Source organism: Gluconacetobacter asukensis (assembly GCF_014174375.1).
Lineage (GTDB): Bacteria > Pseudomonadota > Alphaproteobacteria > Acetobacterales > Acetobacteraceae > Gluconacetobacter > Gluconacetobacter asukensis.
Window position 1 is genome coordinate 54,365 of record NZ_JABEQE010000013.1, and the last position, 14,684, is coordinate 69,048.

Below are 14,684 nucleotides of genomic sequence, written 5' to 3' on the forward strand. Positions count from 1 at the left end.
TTTCCTTTCATCCGCAACTGTCATCTGGACGAGAAACGATATGAAGAACGGTTTCATGGCGCCGTCGCGGCGTGGCTTCCTTGCCGGCACGGCCGCGGCCGCCACGGCGTTTGCCGTGGGCGCGCGCCCGCGTCCGGCGGCGGCGGCGACGCGGCTGCTGAATGTATCGTATGATCCGACGCGCGAGCTTTATGCCGATGCCGGACGGGCCTTTTCCGCCTTCTGGGCGAAGGCCCATGGCGGCGAGCAGGTGGTGGTGACGTCCTCGCACGGCGGGTCGGGCGCGCAGGCGCGCTCGGTGCTGGAGGGGGCGCCCGCCGATGTGGTGACGCTGGGCCTGGCTTATGACATCGACATCCTGGCCCAGCACGGGCTGCTGGCGGCGGACTGGCAGACGCGGCTGCCGCATAATTCCACGCCCTATACCAGCACGATCGTCTTCCTGGTGCGCAAGGGGAACCCCAAGGGCATCCATGACTGGCCGGACCTGCTGCGGGACGGCGTGCAGGTGATCACCCCCAACCCCAAGACCTCGGGCGGTGCGCGCTGGAACTATCTGGCCGCCTGGGGCTGGGCGCTGCGCCAGCCCGGCGGGTCCGAAGCCTCGGCGACCGCGTATCTCAAATCGCTGTTCGCCCATGTGCCGGTGCTGGATACCGGTGCGCGCGGGGCCACCAACAGTTTCGTGCAGCGCGGGCTGGGCGATGTGCTGCTGGCATGGGAGGACGAGGCGCTGCTGGCGACGCGCGAGCTGGGGCCGGACAAGTTCGACATCGTCGTGCCGCCGGTAACGATCCTGGCCGAACCGCCGGTCGCGGTGGTGGACAAGAACGTCAAGGCGCATGGAACGGAAGCGGTGGCGAAGGGCTTCCTCGACTTCCTGTTCACGCCCGAGGGGCAGCGGATCGGGGCGAAACATTATTTCCGCCCGGTCGATCCGGCGATCGTGGCCGAAACGGCGTCTGTCTTCCCCAAGACGACAACATTCGATGTCGCCAGCCTGGGTGGATGGACTAAGGTCCAGAAGGCGCATTTCGCCGATGGCGGTGTGTTCGACCAGATCTATAGCCGATAACGGACTCTTTCATGGTGTTTTGGCTGCGGCGGCGCGATGGGCTGCCAGGTCTTTCCATATCCATCGCGTTCACGCTGGTCTGGATCGGCCTGATTGTCGCGTTGCCGTTGACGGCCCTGGTGTTGCGCCCCTGGCAGGATGGGGGTGCCGTCATGCTGCGGGCGCTGCATGATACGCGCATGTATGCGGCTTTGCGCGTCAGTTTCGGCTGTGCCGCGCTGGCTGCCCTGATCGATGTGCCGCTGGGCCTGCTGCTGGCCTGGGCGCTGGTGCGTGCGCGTTTGCCGGGGCGGCGGGCGATCGATGCGCTGATCGACCTGCCCTTCGCCCTGCCGACCGCCGTGACGGGCATCACGCTGGCGACCCTGTATGGCCCTACCGGGTGGATCGGCGCGCTGCTGGCCCGTGCCGGCATCCGTGTGGCCTATACGCCGGCCGGCATTGTGGCTGCGCTGATGTTCGTTGGCCTGCCCTTTATCGTGCGGGCCGTCGAACCGGTGCTGCGCGGCCTGCCGCCGGAACTGGAGGAGGCGGGGCTGCTGCTTGGGGCCAGCCCGTTGCAGAATTTTCGCCGGGTCATCCTGCCGCCCTTGCTGCCGCCGCTGGTGGCGGGGTTCAGCCTGGCCTTCGCGCGCTGCATCGGCGAATACGGGTCGGTGATTTTCATTGCCGGCAATCAGCCGTTCCATAGCGAGATCGCGCCGCTGCTGATCGTCGTGCGGTTGCAGGAATATGATTATGGCGGCGCGACCGCGATCGCGCTGATCCTGCTGCTCAGTGCGCTGGTATGCATGACCGGGGTGGCCGCGCTGCGCCGCCGTGTGTCGCGCGGGCTGGTGGCGCGGGGGGCGGCGTGATGGGCGGGCCCTCGCGTCGCGGCAATGCCGTGCTGGTTGCCGCTACCTATCTGACGGTGCTGGCCGTGCTGGTGCTGCCGGTGCTGCTGGTGATGGTCGAGGCGCTGCGCACCGGAATCATGGCCGCGTGGCGTAGCCTGCTGGACCCGGACGCGCTGTCCGCGATCCGCCTGACGCTGGTGGTGACGCTGGTGGCCACCCTCGTCAATACCGCCGGCGGAATCATGGCGGCGTGGCTGGTGACCAAATACCGTTTTCGCGGGCGTGGGGCTCTGGTCGCGCTGATTGAACTGCCGATCAGTGTCTCGCCGGTGATTGCCGGCCTGGTCTGGCTGCTGCTGTTCGGGCGGCAGGGCTGGTGGGGCGACTGGCTGGACCGGCACAATATCCAGATCGCCTTTGCCACGCCGGGTATTCTGCTGGCCACGCTCTTCGTCACCTTTCCCTATGTCGCGCGGACGCTGATGCCGTTCATGGAGCAGCAGGGGCGCGAGGCGGAGGAGGCGGCGTTTCTGCTCGGGGCCGGGTTCTGGCGGACATTGTGGCGGGTGACGCTGCCCGATGCGCGCTGGGCGCTACTGTCGGGTATCCTGCTGACGACGGCGCGGGGGATCGGCGAGTTCGGCGCGGTGTCGGTCGTCTCGGGCCATATTCCAGGGCTGACGGAAACCATGCCGTTGCATATCGAGACGCTCTATAACGGCTATCAGACGGTCGCCGCCTTCACCATGGCGGCGCTGCTGGCGCTGATCGCCATGGCCACCGTCCTGCTGCGGTCGTTTCTCGAGCATGATTTCAGGAAGGCGTCGTCATGAGCGTCCAGATCCAGTCCCTGACGCGCCGTGCGCCGAATGCGTCGCGCAAGATGCTCGACGGGGTTTCGCTGACCATCGAAGATGGGGCCTTCGTGGCCCTGGTCGGGCCGTCCGGCGCCGGCAAGACCACGCTGCTGCGGACCATCGCCGGGCTGGACGGGCCTTATGAGGGCACGGTGCTGGTCGATGGCCAGGTGCTGGCGGGACGCCCGATGCGCGAGCGGCGGATCGGCTTCGTGTTCCAGAACTATGCGCTGTTCCGCCATATGACGGTGGCGCGCAACATCTCGTTCGGGCTGGATGTGCTGCCCCGGGGGGAGCGGCCGGATCGGGGGGCGATTGCTGCCCGGGTGGCCGAATTGCTGGAACTGATCCAGTTGCCGACGCTGGGCGGGGCCTATCCGGACCAGTTGTCCGGCGGGCAGCGGCAGCGCGTGGCGCTGGCGCGCGCGCTGGCGACGAAGCCGGGCCTGCTGCTGCTGGACGAGCCGTTCGGTGCGCTGGACCCGATCGTGCGGCGGCAGATCCGCCGCTGGCTGCGCGGGCTGCACGACCAGCTGGGCCTGACGACGGTGCTGGTGACCCACGACCATGACGAGGCGCTGGAAGTGGCCGACCGGCTGGTGGTGATGCAGAACGGGCGCATCGTGCAGGAGGCGGCGGCCGAGACGCTGGACGCAGCACCCGCCACGCCGTTCGTGATGGAATTTCTGGGCGAGGCGCTGGAATTTGCCGGCCGGGTCGCCCATGGGCGGTTCCTGCCCGATGACCCGAATGTCCTGTCTTTTGCCGTTGGTGCCGGCGACGGTCCGGCGACGGCCTATCTCCGCCCGCATGAGGCGCGGCTGGTGGCAGGGGGTGGGGCGGCCCGGGCCATACCGTTGACCGGCGGGCAGGGGGGACTGCGGCGGCTGGCGGTGGCGCTGGGCACGCGGGAGGTCGAGATCCTCGTCCTGCCGGAGCGGTTGGGCCAGGCGGGGACCGAGGGGCTGGGGCTCGATATCGGGCGGGCGCGCCTGTTTCGCGATGGCGCGCCGCTGGCCGGCGCGCCCCCGGTGGTGACCGGGCAGGAATTGCCGCGCGTGACCGTGGGCTGACGCGGCGGAGGCAGGGCGGCTGGTTCAGCGGTGGGGGGCCACCAGTGCGAACAGCGTGCCCTCCGGGTCGCGGCATTGGGCGACCCATTGTCCGCCGGGCACCTCCATCGGGCCCTGGATGGCGTGGCCGCCTGCCTGTGTGACGCGTTCCAGTGCCGGGTCCAGGGCCTCGACGGCGATATAGAACAGCCAGAATGGTACTGCCGCGTCGGGTTCGGTCATCATGCCGCCGACCGGCGGGCCGCCGGTGGCGAAGATCTGGTAGATGCCCCTTGGGCCCATATCCAGCGCGTCGGCCTTGGTCCAGCCGAACTGGCCGGCATAGAAGGCGAAGGCTGCCTCGCCGTCGCTTGCGTAGAGTTCGTGCCACGCGACATGGCCGGGCGTGCCTTCCGGGACCGGCGGCATCGGTCCTTCGCCATTGCCCTGGAACAGGGCGAAGGGTGCGCCCTGCGGGTCGGTGACGACCGCGAAGCGGCCGACGCCGGGGATATCGTCCGGGGCATGCAGGATGGCGCCGGAGGCGGTGGCGATCCGTGCGCTGGCGGCATCGACGTTATCCACGCCGATATAGCCGATCCAGCCCGGCCGGGCGGCGGCGTCCAGGCTCGGCAGGCCGAGGATGCCGGCCACCGGGCGCTCGGCGGCGCTGAGGATCCGGTAGGCCATGCCCGGCACGCCGGCATCGCGGGCGTGCCAGCCGATGACGGTGCAATAAAACGATTCGGCGGCCGCTGGGTCGCCGGCGATCAGTTCGTACCAGACGAACGTGCCCGAATGGGTCGACATGGCGCATCCTCTCCAGCCGGTCCGGCCCCGGCGGGCATCGCGCGGGTTGCGGCGGCCCTGATGACCGTGGTGCGGACGCGGGACCATATCAAGCGCCGCCATTCGCGGTTTTTTTGCCGCCCGTGCGGTGATATGGCCCGATAGCCGGGCTTTGCCGCCCGCCCCCGCCACGCCAGCCGAAGGAAATGCGCCATGCCCCCGGAATTGATCGCGGTCCTGATCGCGGTCAGCGACGACCGGCCGATGGTGCTGACGCTGGAAGGCGGCCGCCTGCTGCCCTCCGGGCCGCTGGAAGCGGGGCATCGGTCGCTGCAGACGGGTTTGCGCCTGTGGGTGGAGCACCAGACCGGTCATGCGCTGGGGCATGTGGAGCAGCTTTATACATTTGCCGATGCGCCGGTCGATGGGGGCCCCGATGAACGGCGGGTCATGATCTCCTACCTTGCCTTGACCCGCACCCGCCGGGGTGAGCGCGGTTGGCGGGGCTGGTACGATTATTTCCCGTGGGAGGACCAGACGGCGCCAGAAGGCCGCGCGCTGGTGCAGCGGATTGCGCGGCTGCTGGATGATTGGGCCGGGCGTGCGCCTTCGGCCGCCGGGCAGGAGGCGCGGCGCCAGCGTGTGGCGTTGACCTTCGGACTGGACGGGCTGGGCTGGGACGATGAACTGGTGCTGCAGCGCTACGAACTGCTGTGGGAGGCGGCGCTGGTGCCGGAATCCGCGCCGCCGGGGGCACCGGTGCTGCCGGGCCTGAGCATGGCGCGCGACGAGCGGCGCGTGCTGGCCACGGCGATGGCGCGGCTGCGGGCCAAGATCCGCTACCGGCCGGTGATCTACGAGCTGATGCCCGACAGTTTCACGCTGCTGCACCTGCAGCGTACGGTGGAGGCGGTGGCCGGCCAGCCGATGCACAAGCAGAATTTCCGCCGGCTGGTGGCCCAGCAGGATCTGATCGAGGAGACGGGCGAGGTGGCGCCGGACACGCGCGGCCGGCCGGCGCGGCTGTTCCGCTTTCGGCGCGAGGTGATCGGCGCGCGGCGGATTGCGGGGTCGAAATTGCCGTTGGCGCGCCCGATCTGAAAGCCTGGCCGAAAATGCGCGCTGGCGCGCATTTTCGGTCAGGCTTTGGGAGCCTCGTTTAAAAAATGCTGTTGAATGCGTTGTTCACGGATATGTTTGACGGGATCAGTGAGCTGGAATTCTGGCGTTTTTTCCGTGATGGGATTTAGGGCGCGCGCCGGCATGGGTTGACGCGAACGGTATGCGGGTTGAACAGCACAAGGGCGACGTTATGTATCTAGATTATGCTCAACATGAGCATAAAGGTCGAAGGAGACCGTGATGTCCGAAACCCTTACCGCTCCGTCCCAGCTCGATGCGCTCTATGATCGTGTCGCCCGTGTCGTCCCGCGCCTGGAATGGGATCTGTTCGCCGACGACATTGCGGCCATCCTGGAGCTGAAGCGGCGGCGCCGTGCGGTGATCCTGGCCCATAATTACCAGACGCCCGAGATCTTTCACTGCATCGCCGACATTCGGGGCGACAGCTTGGCCCTGGCGCGCGACGCGCAGGGACTGGATGCCGAGGTGATCGTGATGGCCGGCGTGCATTTCATGGCCGAGACCGCGAAGCTGATGAACCCCGACCGCACGGTGCTGATGCCGTCGCTGGAGGCCGGGTGCTCGCTGGCGGATTCGATCACCGCCGAGGATGTGCGGGCCCTGCGCCGCGCCCATCCCGGCGTGCCGGTGGTGACCTATGTGAACAGCACCGCCGAGGTGAAGGCGGAGAGCGATATCTGCTGCACCTCGGCCAATGCGCGGCGGATCGTGGAAAGCCTGGGCGTGCCGCGGGTGATCATGATCCCCGACGAGTTCCTGGCCCAGAACGTGCAGCGGGAAACCGGGGTCGAGATCATCACCTGGCGCGGCCATTGCGAGGTGCATGAGCGCTTCACGCCGCAGGAGATCCGGGACTGGCGCGCCGACAATCCCGACGTGGCGGTGCTGGCGCATCCGGAATGCCCGCCGGGCGTGGTGGCGGAGGCGGATTTTTCGGGCTCGACGGCGGCGATGTCGGATTTCGTCGCCGAGGGCGCGCATCGCAAGGTGCTGCTGGTGACCGAATGTTCCATGAGCGACAATCTGGCGGCTGCGCATCCGGAGGTGGAGTTCGTCCGGCCATGCAATCTGTGCCCGCACATGAAGCGCATCACCCTGCGGGCCATCCGCCATGCGCTGGAGACCATGAGCCATGAGGTGACGATCCCCGCGCATCTGGTGGCGGGCGGGCGCCGCGCGGTCGAACGGATGCTGGCGGCATGACCGGTTTCGCCGCCCTGGCGGGGCAGCCGGTCATTGCCGGGGGCGGGTTGGCCGGTCTGGCGACCGCGCTGCTGATGGACCGGCCCTGCGTGCTGCTGTCGCCCGCGCCGCTGGGGCGGGATGCCGCCAGTGCGCTGGCGCAGGGCGGGATTGCGGCCGCGATCGGGGCGGGTGATTCAGTGGCCCTGCATGCGGCGGACACGCTGGCCGCCGGCGTCGGGCTGTGCGACCCGGACGCCGTTGCGGCCATTGTCGGGGCCGGCCCCGAAGCGGTGGCGGGGCTGCGGTCGCTGGGCGTGGTCTTCGACCTGGGGGCCGACGAGAAGCCCGACCTGCATCTGGAGGCCGCGCATGCCCGCGCGCGTATTGCCCATGCGCGGGGCGACGGCACGGGGGCCGAGATCATGCGGGCGCTGGTGGCGCGGGTACGGGCCACGCCGCGCATTACGGTGATCGAGGGGGCTGCTCTGCGCCGCCTGATCCTGCGGGATGGACGGGTAGCCGGGGTCGAGATCATGCGGGGCGGTGTGGTGCTGGCCTTGCCGACGGCTGCCTGCGTCATCGCCACCGGTGGGGTGGGGGCGCTGTTTCCCGCGACGACCAGCCCGGTAGGTGGGCAGGGAATGGGGCTGGCCTGCGCGGCGCGGGCGGGGGCGGTGCTGCGGGACATGGAGTTCGTGCAGTTTCACCCCACGGCGCTGGCCGATGGGCCGGCCGGTGCGCCGCGGGCGCTGGTCAGCGAGGCGGTGCGGGGTGCCGGCGCGATTCTGGTGGATGAGACCGGAGCGCGCTTTACCGACGAGCTTGCGCCGCGCGACGTGGTGGCGCGTGCGATCGAGGCCCATCTGGCGGCCGGGCATCAGGTGCTGCTGGATGCACGTGCGGCCACGGGGGGGGCGTTTGCGCGGCATTTTCCCGGGATTGCGCTTGCCTGTGCGGCGCGGGGGCTGGACCCCGACCGCCAGCCGATGCCGGTGCGGCCGGCGGTGCATTATCATATGGGCGGGATCGAGACCGACCTGAACGGGCGCAGCAGCGTGCCCGGCCTGTGGGCCTGCGGCGAGGCGGCGTCGACCGGGCTGCACGGCGCCAACCGGCTGGCCAGCAATTCGCTGCTGGAGGCCTTTGTCTGTGCAGGGTTTGTGGCGCGCGATCTGGATGCCGCCTCTCTGCCCATGCCGCGCCCGGTTGGTGAGCCGGCGCCCGATGTCGGGGATGGGTTGGGGTTGGCGGATATCCATGCCTGCCTTGGTCGTGCCGCCGGCATTCTGCGTGATGGTGCGGGGCTGGCCCGTGCCGCGCGGGCGCTGGCGCCACATGTGGCCGGCGATGATCGTGCGCTGGTCGGGGCCATGCTGTGCCTGGCGGCGCTGGAGCGCCGGGAAAGCCGAGGTGGCCATTATCGTAGCGATTATCCGCGAACCGCCGCGGCCGCCGTGCATTCGCGCCTGACGCTGGCGCGGACCCTGACCATGCTGGCCGAGCTGTCGTCCGGCGAGCCTGTCCTTACTCCTGCCGATGGATTGACCGTACCATGACCCCTTTGCCCGACCTGATGCTGGAACCGCTGGTGCGTGCGGGATTGCTGGAGGATCTCGGTTGCGGTGGCGACCTGACGACCGATGCGCTGGCGGCGCCCGGCCAGATGCTCCGCACTGCCCTGGTGGCGCGGCAGCCGGGCGTGGTGGCGGGGCTGGCGCTGGCCCGGCTGGCCTTCACGCTGATGGACCCGTCGGTGCGCTTCGAGATCGAGCGGCCGGATGGCAGCGCGGTTGAGCCCGGTGAGCGGATTGCGCGCGTCACCGGGCCGGCGCCGGCGATTCTGGGTGGCGAGCGGGTGGCGCTGAATTACCTGTCGCATCTGTGCGGGATCGCCACCGCCACGGCCGGGATCGTCCGTGCCGTGGCAGGGACGAAGGCCCGTGTGTGCTGCACGCGCAAGACGCTGCCGGGGATGCGGGCGATCCAGAAATATGCGGTGCGGGCCGGCGGCGGGGCGAATCATCGCTTCCGCCTGGATGATGCGATCCTGATCAAGGACAATCACATCGCGCTGGCCGGCGGCGATGTGGCGCACGCGCTGGCGGCGGCGCGGGCGCGGGCGGGGCATCTGGTGAGTATCGAACTGGAAGTCGATACGCTCGACCAGTTGGCGCAGGCGCTGCGGGCGGGGGGAGCGGATGCGTTCCTGCTGGACAACATGAATCCCGACCAGTTGCGCGAGGCCGTCGCCATGGTGAGCGGGCGGGCCGTGACCGAGGCTTCGGGCGGGATCACGCCCGATAGCGCGCCCGAGATTGCCGCGACGGGGGTGGATATCCTGTCGGTCGGGTGGCTGACCCATACGGTGCGGGCGCTGGATATCGGGCTGGATCACGAGGTGGGTGGCTGAAAGCCACGCGGGTGGCTCGACAGCGGAGCGTGTCCCTGTTCATCATGACGGATCGGGCGCTCCGGTGCGCCCGTCGATGATGGAAGCCGCGCGATGTCCCTGCGTCCCGCCGTTCTGTTTGTCTGTACCGGCAATATCTGCCGCTCGCCGCTGGCCGAGGCTGCGTTTCGGGTGGCGGCCGAACGCCATGGGCTGGAAGGGCTGGTCGATTCGGCCGGGACCGGCGACTGGCATCGTGGCGAGGCGCCCGACCGGCGGGCGCAGGTGGTGGCGCGGCGGCATGGGCTCGATATTGCCGATTATCGGGCGCGGATGGTCAGCGCGGCCGATTTCCGGACCTTTACCCATATCGTCGCCCTCGATCCGGGCCATCTGAAGATATTGCGCAATCGGCGGCCTATCGATTCGACGGCCGAACTCTCGCTGCTGCTGGATCATGTGCCGGGGCGGGAGGGGCAGGGCGTGGCCGATCCGTATTACGGGGACGCACGGGCTTTCGACGTGACATGGGCGGATGTGCGGCAGGGGGCTGAGGCCCTGGCGTTGAAACTGGCCCGCGCCACCATGGCGTGACCGGCAGAGGAGAAGCGTGATGACGCGATATGGGCTGATCGCCTGTCTGGGAGCCATGCTGGCGCTGGCGGCGCCGGCAGGTGCGCGGGCCGCACCGCCGGTCGAGCGGCTGCGCCTGCCGGCGGGGTTCCATGTCTCGGTCTATACCGACCAGGTTCCCTCGGCGCGGGAAATGGCGGTGGGGGCGCGGGGCACGCTGTTCGTGGGTTCGATGAGCGGCGGTGTGGTTTACGCGGTGACGGGCGGGCCCGAGCGGGCTGCGCGGGTGCGGATCGTGGCGCGCGGGCTGACCATGCCGGTGGGCGTCGCCTTTCATGATGGCGACCTGTATATTTCCGATGTGCATGACATCGTGGTGCTGCGCGGGATCGAGGACCATCTGGACGACCCGCCGAAGCCCGAGGTCGCCGTGACCGACCTGCCGTGGCGGATGGGCGACCATAGCTGGAAATTCATCGCCTTCGGACCCGACGGCAAGCTGTATGTGCCGATTGGGTCGCCCTGCAATATCTGCGATGTCGGCCATCGTTTCGGCAAGCTGATGCGGATGAATGCGGACGGGTCCGGTCGCGAGGATATTGCCTGGGGCATTCGCAACAGTGTCGGGTTCGACTGGCAGCCGGGCACGGGCACGCTGTGGTTCACCGATAATGGGCGCGACCTGCTGGGCGATGACATTCCCAGCGACGAGCTGAACCGGCTGGACCATCCGGGCCAGTCATTCGGCTACCCTGTGTGCCATCAGGGCGACATCCTGGACCCGGTTTTCGGGCGTGGGCAGGATTGCCGTGCCTTTACCCCGCCGGTGCTGAAACTGGGGGCGCATGTGGGGGCGGTGGGAATGCGGTTCTATAAAGGGAACATGTTCCCCGATTCCTATCGCGGCGGCGCGCTGATCGCAGAGCACGGTTCGTGGAATCGCAGCCGGCTGGCGGGCTACCGGGTGATGGCGGTGCGATTCGGCCCCGATGGCGGGGTGGCGTCCTATACGCCGCTGCTGGACGGGTTCCAGAACGACGAGACGCCCTGGGGGCGCCCGGCGGACGTGCAGCCGCTGGCGGATGGCAGCGTGCTGGTGAGCGACGATTTGTCCGGTGCGATCTATCGCGTGACCTATAGCGCACCATAGGGACGGCTTGCCTGCGGCGTCAGGATGCTGGCGCCGGGAGGGGGATTTTTGCGATTTTGGAAAGGGTGGCGCGAGTGACGGGGCTCGAACCCGCGACCTCCGGCGTGACAGGCCGGCGCTCTAACCAACTGAGCTACACCCGCATCGGCTTGGGGTTTGCACCCCTCGTCCGTGTGTGGAGGGCGAATTAACAAAGCCCGACGATTCTGGCAACAGCCTGTGTGAGAAAAAAATGACAGGCGGGGAAAAACCTGCCCGGTGCGTTGGGGCGCCGGGCAGGGGAAATTCAGTTCGCGCCGGCGTCGCCCAGGGCCTTGGCGCCGTCCAGCGTTGCGGCGACGCCATGGACCGTGGCGGCGATGCGGACCGCCGTCTGGACCTGTTCGGCCGACAGGCCGCCCTCGCGCACCACCCGCTCGTGGCTTTCGACGCACATGCCGCAGCCATTGATGGCCGAGACGGCGAGGGCCCACAGCTCGAAATCCAGCTTCTCGACGCCGGGGCGGCCGATGACGTTCATCCGCAGGCGTGCGGGCATCTTGGCGTAGTCGCCTTCGACCATATGCACGAAGCGGTAATAGATATTGTTCATGCCCATGATCGCAGCGGCGGCCTTGGCGGCGTCCAGGGCTTCGGGCGACAGGATTGACTGGTATTCGGCCACGATGGCGCGCGTGACGTCATCGTTGCGCGCGGCAAGGGCCGAGGCCACGAAGGTGCCGGCCAGTTGCTGCGGCGACAGGGTGATGTCGTTGGCCAGGGACCCGAGATTGAGCTTGAGATCCTTCGCGTAATCGGGAAGGCGTTCCTTGAGCGATTCGATCGACATGGCGGACAGACCTGCTGGGCGGAGGCACCCGGCCGGACGGGCGGTCGCGGGAGGGCTCCGGCAAATGGAAAACAGGGGGACGGGCGTTTCCCGTCATCATCATCGGGGCGTCGCCGCGTGGCGACCCTCTCCCCGTCGCGGGCAGGGCCCGCGTGCCGCCCGTCCGCAAACCGGACGGGCGGGGTGGTCCGGCCATGGGGCCGGACCGTCCTGACCGGGAGGGATCAGGGCTTCAGGAAGGCTTCGCCCTGCTTCCAGTTGCACGGGCACAGCTCGTCGCTCTGCAGCGCGTCCAGGATGCGCAGGACTTCCTGCGGGTTGCGGCCGACCGACAGGTCGTTGACGCTGACGTGACGGATGATGCCTTCCGGATCGACCAGGAAGGTCGCGCGGTTGGCGACGCCCGCCGCAGGCGACAGGACGCCCAGGGCCGTCGACAGCTCGCGCTTGATGTCGGCCAGCATCGGGATCTGAAGGCCCTTGAGGTCTTCATGGTGCAGGCGCCAGTTCAGGTGCACGAACTCGCTGTCGATCGAGACGCCGTAGACCACGGTGTCACGGTCCTTGAACTCGCCGGCCAGCTTGCCGAAGGCGACGATTTCGGTCGGGCAGACGAACGTGAAATCCTTCGGCCAGAAGAAGACGAGCTTCCACTTGCCCGCATCGGTCTTGTCCGAAATCTGGACGAAATCGCCCTTCAGCCCTTCCGGGCCGCCGGGGACGGCCGCCAGATCGAATTCCGGAAATTTATCGCCGACTGTCAGCATCGGTTTTGCTCCCTTGCAGTAGGTGGTCGTGACCGTGGCCACACCAGGCGGTCACGGCATGGGTTGTATCTATGGCTCCGAAGGCGATATCATGCCAATGAATAATTTATATCTGGATGATCGAACCAATCGATGACGCCACTGCCTTCCGCCCAGCAACTGCGCTATCTGATCACGCTGGCGGAATTGCGACATTTCGGCCGTGCCGCCCAGGCCTGCGCGGTGACGCAATCCACGCTGTCGGCCGGCATCCTGGCGCTGGAGCGACAGCTGGACATTCAACTCCTGGACCGGAATGTCGGCAAGCGCGTGGTCTTTACCCCCATCGGGGACGAGGTTGCGGCGCGGGCGCGATTTGCGCTGGAGGCCCTTCAGGGGGTGCAGGATGTGGCCGATGCCTCGCGCGCGCCGATGACGGGGCTGCTGCGGATCGGGGTGATTCCGACCATCGGGCCCTTTGTGGTGCCGGGGCTGGTTGCGCGCCTGCGGCGACATTTTCCGCAGATCCGCCTGTCGGTGAATGAGGACCTGACGGGCAATGTGCTGGACAAGCTGGCCCTGGGCCGGCTGGACCTGGTGCTGCTGGCCATGCCCTGCCCGTGCGAGGGGGCGGAGACGCTGCCGCTGTGGCGGGACGAGTTCATGCTGGTGCTGCCGGCCAATCATCCGCTGACGGCGCTGGAATCGATTCCGGTGGACCGCATTGCGGGCGAGCGGATGGTGCTGCTGGAAGACGGGCATTGCCTGCGCGACCAGACCCTGGCGCTGTGCCGGCAGGAGCGGGGCTGGACCAGCACGGACGGCGAGGAGGAATTCGTCGTGACCTCGCTCTATACACTGGTCGAGATGGTGGCGGAGGGGTTGGGGATCGCGCTGCTGCCGCGCCTGGCCGTGGAGTCGGGCATTCTGCGCGATCTGCCGGTGGCGGTGCGGCCGGTGACGGGGTGCCAGGCCTGGCGTACCATCGGGCTGGGCTGGCGCGCCCGTTCGCCCCGCGCGGGCGAGTTCCGGCTGTTGGCCCCGCATGTCCGGCCGCCGGCCCTGGACGTGCCGGCGGTGGGGTGAAAATGCCATCCGGAAGGGTGGAAAAGGGGCTGCATGGTTGACTCGGGGCCGCTCGCCCGGTATTCGGCCCGTCTTCGCGGTTTACCGCCGCCAGTGAGGGTCGGGTCATGAAGATCAGAAACAGCCTGAAGTCGGCCAAGGTTCGTGACAAGGACTGCCGTGTGGTCCGTCGTCATGGCAAGGTCTATGTCATCAACAAGAAGAACCCCCGCATGAAGGCCCGTCAGGGCTGAATGTCGCGGACGGCCTTGGCCGTACCGTTCTTTCTGGGTGACGCGAAAACCCGCGCCTGCCCCCGCATTGCGGGTGGTTGGCGCGGGTTTTCGCGCGTGCGCGCCATGGTGGCGGCGCTGCTGTGGCTGGGCGCGATGCCCGCATGGGCCGATGCGCCTGCCGCGCCGGCACATGAGGCGTCTGGCGCGGGGCAGCCGGTGCATCCCAGCCCGGCTTCGACTCCGGACCTGTCCGCCCTGACGGCCCAGTTGGCGGCCGCGACCTCGCGTGCGGCGGCGGCCGATCTGGAAGCGCGTCTGGAGCGGGCGCGGCGGCATGCGCTCTCGCCCACCACGCGCCTGCTGCAACGGGGGGCCATGGCGCATCTGGTCGACGGCAAGGCGCTGGGCGCGGTCGAGGATCTGGATGATGCGCTGGTGCTGCAACCCGATGTCGCGATCCTGTGGCGCGACCGGGCGCAGGCGCGGCTGGCGGCGCGGGACCTGACCGGGGCGATCGCCGATCTGGGTGTGGCCCTTCAGCGCGACGGGCAGGATGCGGTGGCGTGGCGGCTGCTGTCGGCGGTTGAAGAGCAGCGTGGCGACTGGCAGGCGGCCGAGCAGGCCTGGCAGCGCGTGATGGCGCTGGACCCGATGGTGGATGGCGGCCGCGCCAATGGCGAACGGCTGCATCTGAAGGCATTCGGCCGCCCGACCTGACGGCGCGGTTGCGGGATGCCCCCCTGCGATACGTCACTT

General features: G+C 68.6%; 16 protein-coding genes and 1 tRNA gene. 13 read left to right on the top strand and 4 right to left on the bottom strand.

Annotated features, from left to right (window positions below; all coding sequences use genetic code 11):
- Positions 1 to 40: 40 nt before the first annotated feature.
- The 4 genes from HLH35_RS14380 to HLH35_RS14395 are packed head-to-tail and all read left to right on the top strand — an operon-like array spanning position 41 to position 3,844.
- Positions 41 to 1,075 carry a sulfate ABC transporter substrate-binding protein gene (locus HLH35_RS14380; RefSeq protein ID WP_182979797.1) on the top strand — a complete coding sequence of 345 codons (1,035 nt, stop codon included), beginning with the start codon at positions 41 to 43 and terminating at the stop codon, positions 1,073 to 1,075.
- An 11-nt stretch (positions 1,076 to 1,086) separates the two neighbouring features.
- Positions 1,087 to 1,932: a sulfate ABC transporter permease subunit CysT gene (gene cysT, locus HLH35_RS14385; protein WP_182979798.1), complete on the top strand. Its 846-nt coding sequence runs from the start codon at positions 1,087 to 1,089 to the stop codon at positions 1,930 to 1,932.
- Complete coding sequence (gene cysW / locus HLH35_RS14390) at positions 1,932 to 2,747, top strand: sulfate ABC transporter permease subunit CysW (protein ID WP_182979857.1); 816 nt, start codon at positions 1,932 to 1,934, stop codon at positions 2,745 to 2,747. The genes cysT and cysW overlap by 1 nt, the downstream gene beginning before the upstream one ends.
- On the top strand, positions 2,744 to 3,844 hold the full coding sequence (locus tag HLH35_RS14395) for a sulfate/molybdate ABC transporter ATP-binding protein (RefSeq protein ID WP_182979799.1): 1,101 nt from the start codon (positions 2,744 to 2,746) through the stop codon (positions 3,842 to 3,844). The genes cysW and HLH35_RS14395 overlap by 4 nt, the downstream gene beginning before the upstream one ends.
- Before the next feature lie 24 nt (positions 3,845 to 3,868).
- Here the strand turns inward: HLH35_RS14395 and HLH35_RS14400 are convergent, their stop codons facing one another.
- Entirely contained in the window at positions 3,869 to 4,633 is a 765-nt protein-coding gene (locus HLH35_RS14400) for a VOC family protein (protein WP_182979800.1), read from the bottom strand.
- Positions 4,634 to 4,825: 192 nt separating this feature from the next.
- Here HLH35_RS14400 and HLH35_RS14405 point away from each other — a divergent pair, with 192 nt between their 5' ends.
- From HLH35_RS14405 to HLH35_RS14430, 6 genes are all read left to right on the top strand, one after another.
- Positions 4,826 to 5,713 carry an NUDIX hydrolase gene (locus tag HLH35_RS14405; RefSeq protein WP_182979801.1) on the top strand — a complete coding sequence of 296 codons (888 nt, stop codon included), beginning with the start codon at positions 4,826 to 4,828 and terminating at the stop codon, positions 5,711 to 5,713.
- Positions 5,714 to 5,974: 261 nt separating this feature from the next.
- Complete coding sequence (gene nadA, locus HLH35_RS14410; protein WP_182979802.1) at positions 5,975 to 6,958, top strand: quinolinate synthase NadA; 984 nt, start codon at positions 5,975 to 5,977, stop codon at positions 6,956 to 6,958.
- A complete protein-coding gene (locus HLH35_RS14415) occupies positions 6,955 to 8,496 on the top strand; it encodes an L-aspartate oxidase (protein ID WP_182979803.1) in 1,542 nt (513 codons plus the stop codon). Before nadA ends, HLH35_RS14415 begins: the two co-directional genes overlap by 4 nt.
- On the top strand, positions 8,493 to 9,350 hold the full coding sequence (gene nadC / locus HLH35_RS14420) for a carboxylating nicotinate-nucleotide diphosphorylase (RefSeq protein ID WP_182979804.1): 858 nt from the start codon (positions 8,493 to 8,495) through the stop codon (positions 9,348 to 9,350). Before HLH35_RS14415 ends, nadC begins: the two co-directional genes overlap by 4 nt.
- Positions 9,351 to 9,443: 93 nt before the next feature.
- Positions 9,444 to 9,923, top strand: a complete 480-nt coding sequence (locus HLH35_RS14425; RefSeq protein WP_182979805.1) for a low molecular weight protein-tyrosine-phosphatase — start codon at positions 9,444 to 9,446, stop codon at positions 9,921 to 9,923.
- A 19-nt stretch (positions 9,924 to 9,942) separates the two neighbouring features.
- Positions 9,943 to 11,052 carry a PQQ-dependent sugar dehydrogenase gene (locus tag HLH35_RS14430; protein ID WP_182979806.1) on the top strand — a complete coding sequence of 370 codons (1,110 nt, stop codon included), beginning with the start codon at positions 9,943 to 9,945 and terminating at the stop codon, positions 11,050 to 11,052.
- A gap of 66 nt (positions 11,053 to 11,118) precedes the next feature.
- Here the strand turns inward: HLH35_RS14430 and HLH35_RS14435 are convergent.
- The 3 genes from HLH35_RS14435 to HLH35_RS14445 form a co-directional block, all read right to left on the bottom strand.
- A tRNA-Asp gene (locus tag HLH35_RS14435) sits at positions 11,119 to 11,195 on the bottom strand.
- 143 nt (positions 11,196 to 11,338) lie between these two features.
- The gene (locus tag HLH35_RS14440; protein WP_182979807.1) at positions 11,339 to 11,881 is read right to left on the bottom strand and encodes a carboxymuconolactone decarboxylase family protein; all 543 of its coding nucleotides are present in this window, start codon (positions 11,879 to 11,881) and stop codon (positions 11,339 to 11,341) included.
- 224 nt (positions 11,882 to 12,105) lie between these two features.
- Positions 12,106 to 12,648, bottom strand: a complete 543-nt coding sequence (locus HLH35_RS14445) for a peroxiredoxin (protein ID WP_114726334.1) — start codon at positions 12,646 to 12,648, stop codon at positions 12,106 to 12,108.
- Positions 12,649 to 12,780: 132 nt separating this feature from the next.
- On the opposite strand from HLH35_RS14445, the gene HLH35_RS14450 reads away from it, so the two are divergent.
- From HLH35_RS14450 to HLH35_RS14460, 3 genes are all read left to right on the top strand, one after another.
- On the top strand, positions 12,781 to 13,713 hold the full coding sequence (locus HLH35_RS14450; protein ID WP_182979808.1) for a hydrogen peroxide-inducible genes activator: 933 nt from the start codon (positions 12,781 to 12,783) through the stop codon (positions 13,711 to 13,713).
- A 107-nt stretch (positions 13,714 to 13,820) separates the two neighbouring features.
- Positions 13,821 to 13,946: a type B 50S ribosomal protein L36 gene (ykgO, locus tag HLH35_RS14455; protein ID WP_012223099.1), complete on the top strand. Its 126-nt coding sequence runs from the start codon at positions 13,821 to 13,823 to the stop codon at positions 13,944 to 13,946.
- Positions 13,947 to 14,645, top strand: coding sequence for a tetratricopeptide repeat protein (locus HLH35_RS14460; RefSeq protein WP_246385117.1), 699 nt, complete (start codon positions 13,947 to 13,949; stop codon positions 14,643 to 14,645).
- Positions 14,646 to 14,684: the final 39 nt, after the last annotated feature.

Bases quoted from the DNA above. Each gene is read 5' to 3' on its own strand.
- HLH35_RS14380 (WP_182979797.1), top strand. From the start codon at position 41: ATGAAGAACGGTTTCATGGCGCCGTCGCGGCGTGGCTTCCTTGCCGGC.
- HLH35_RS14460 (WP_246385117.1), top strand. From the start codon at position 13,947: ATGTCGCGGACGGCCTTGGCCGTACCGTTCTTTCTGGGTGACGCGAAA.
- HLH35_RS14415 (WP_182979803.1), top strand. From the start codon at position 6,955: ATGACCGGTTTCGCCGCCCTGGCGGGGCAGCCGGTCATTGCCGGGGGC.
- nadC (WP_182979804.1), top strand. From the start codon at position 8,493: ATGACCCCTTTGCCCGACCTGATGCTGGAACCGCTGGTGCGTGCGGGA.
- HLH35_RS14400 (WP_182979800.1), bottom strand. From the start codon at position 4,633: ATGTCGACCCATTCGGGCACGTTCGTCTGGTACGAACTGATCGCCGGC.
- nadA (WP_182979802.1), top strand. From the start codon at position 5,975: ATGTCCGAAACCCTTACCGCTCCGTCCCAGCTCGATGCGCTCTATGAT.
- HLH35_RS14425 (WP_182979805.1), top strand. From the start codon at position 9,444: ATGTCCCTGCGTCCCGCCGTTCTGTTTGTCTGTACCGGCAATATCTGC.
- cysW (WP_182979857.1), top strand. From the start codon at position 1,932: ATGGGCGGGCCCTCGCGTCGCGGCAATGCCGTGCTGGTTGCCGCTACC.
- HLH35_RS14395 (WP_182979799.1), top strand. From the start codon at position 2,744: ATGAGCGTCCAGATCCAGTCCCTGACGCGCCGTGCGCCGAATGCGTCG.
- ykgO (WP_012223099.1), top strand. From the start codon at position 13,821: ATGAAGATCAGAAACAGCCTGAAGTCGGCCAAGGTTCGTGACAAGGAC.
- HLH35_RS14430 (WP_182979806.1), top strand. From the start codon at position 9,943: ATGACGCGATATGGGCTGATCGCCTGTCTGGGAGCCATGCTGGCGCTG.
- cysT (WP_182979798.1), top strand. From the start codon at position 1,087: ATGGTGTTTTGGCTGCGGCGGCGCGATGGGCTGCCAGGTCTTTCCATA.
- HLH35_RS14405 (WP_182979801.1), top strand. From the start codon at position 4,826: ATGCCCCCGGAATTGATCGCGGTCCTGATCGCGGTCAGCGACGACCGG.
- HLH35_RS14445 (WP_114726334.1), bottom strand. From the start codon at position 12,648: ATGCTGACAGTCGGCGATAAATTTCCGGAATTCGATCTGGCGGCCGTC.
- HLH35_RS14440 (WP_182979807.1), bottom strand. From the start codon at position 11,881: ATGTCGATCGAATCGCTCAAGGAACGCCTTCCCGATTACGCGAAGGAT.
- HLH35_RS14450 (WP_182979808.1), top strand. From the start codon at position 12,781: ATGACGCCACTGCCTTCCGCCCAGCAACTGCGCTATCTGATCACGCTG.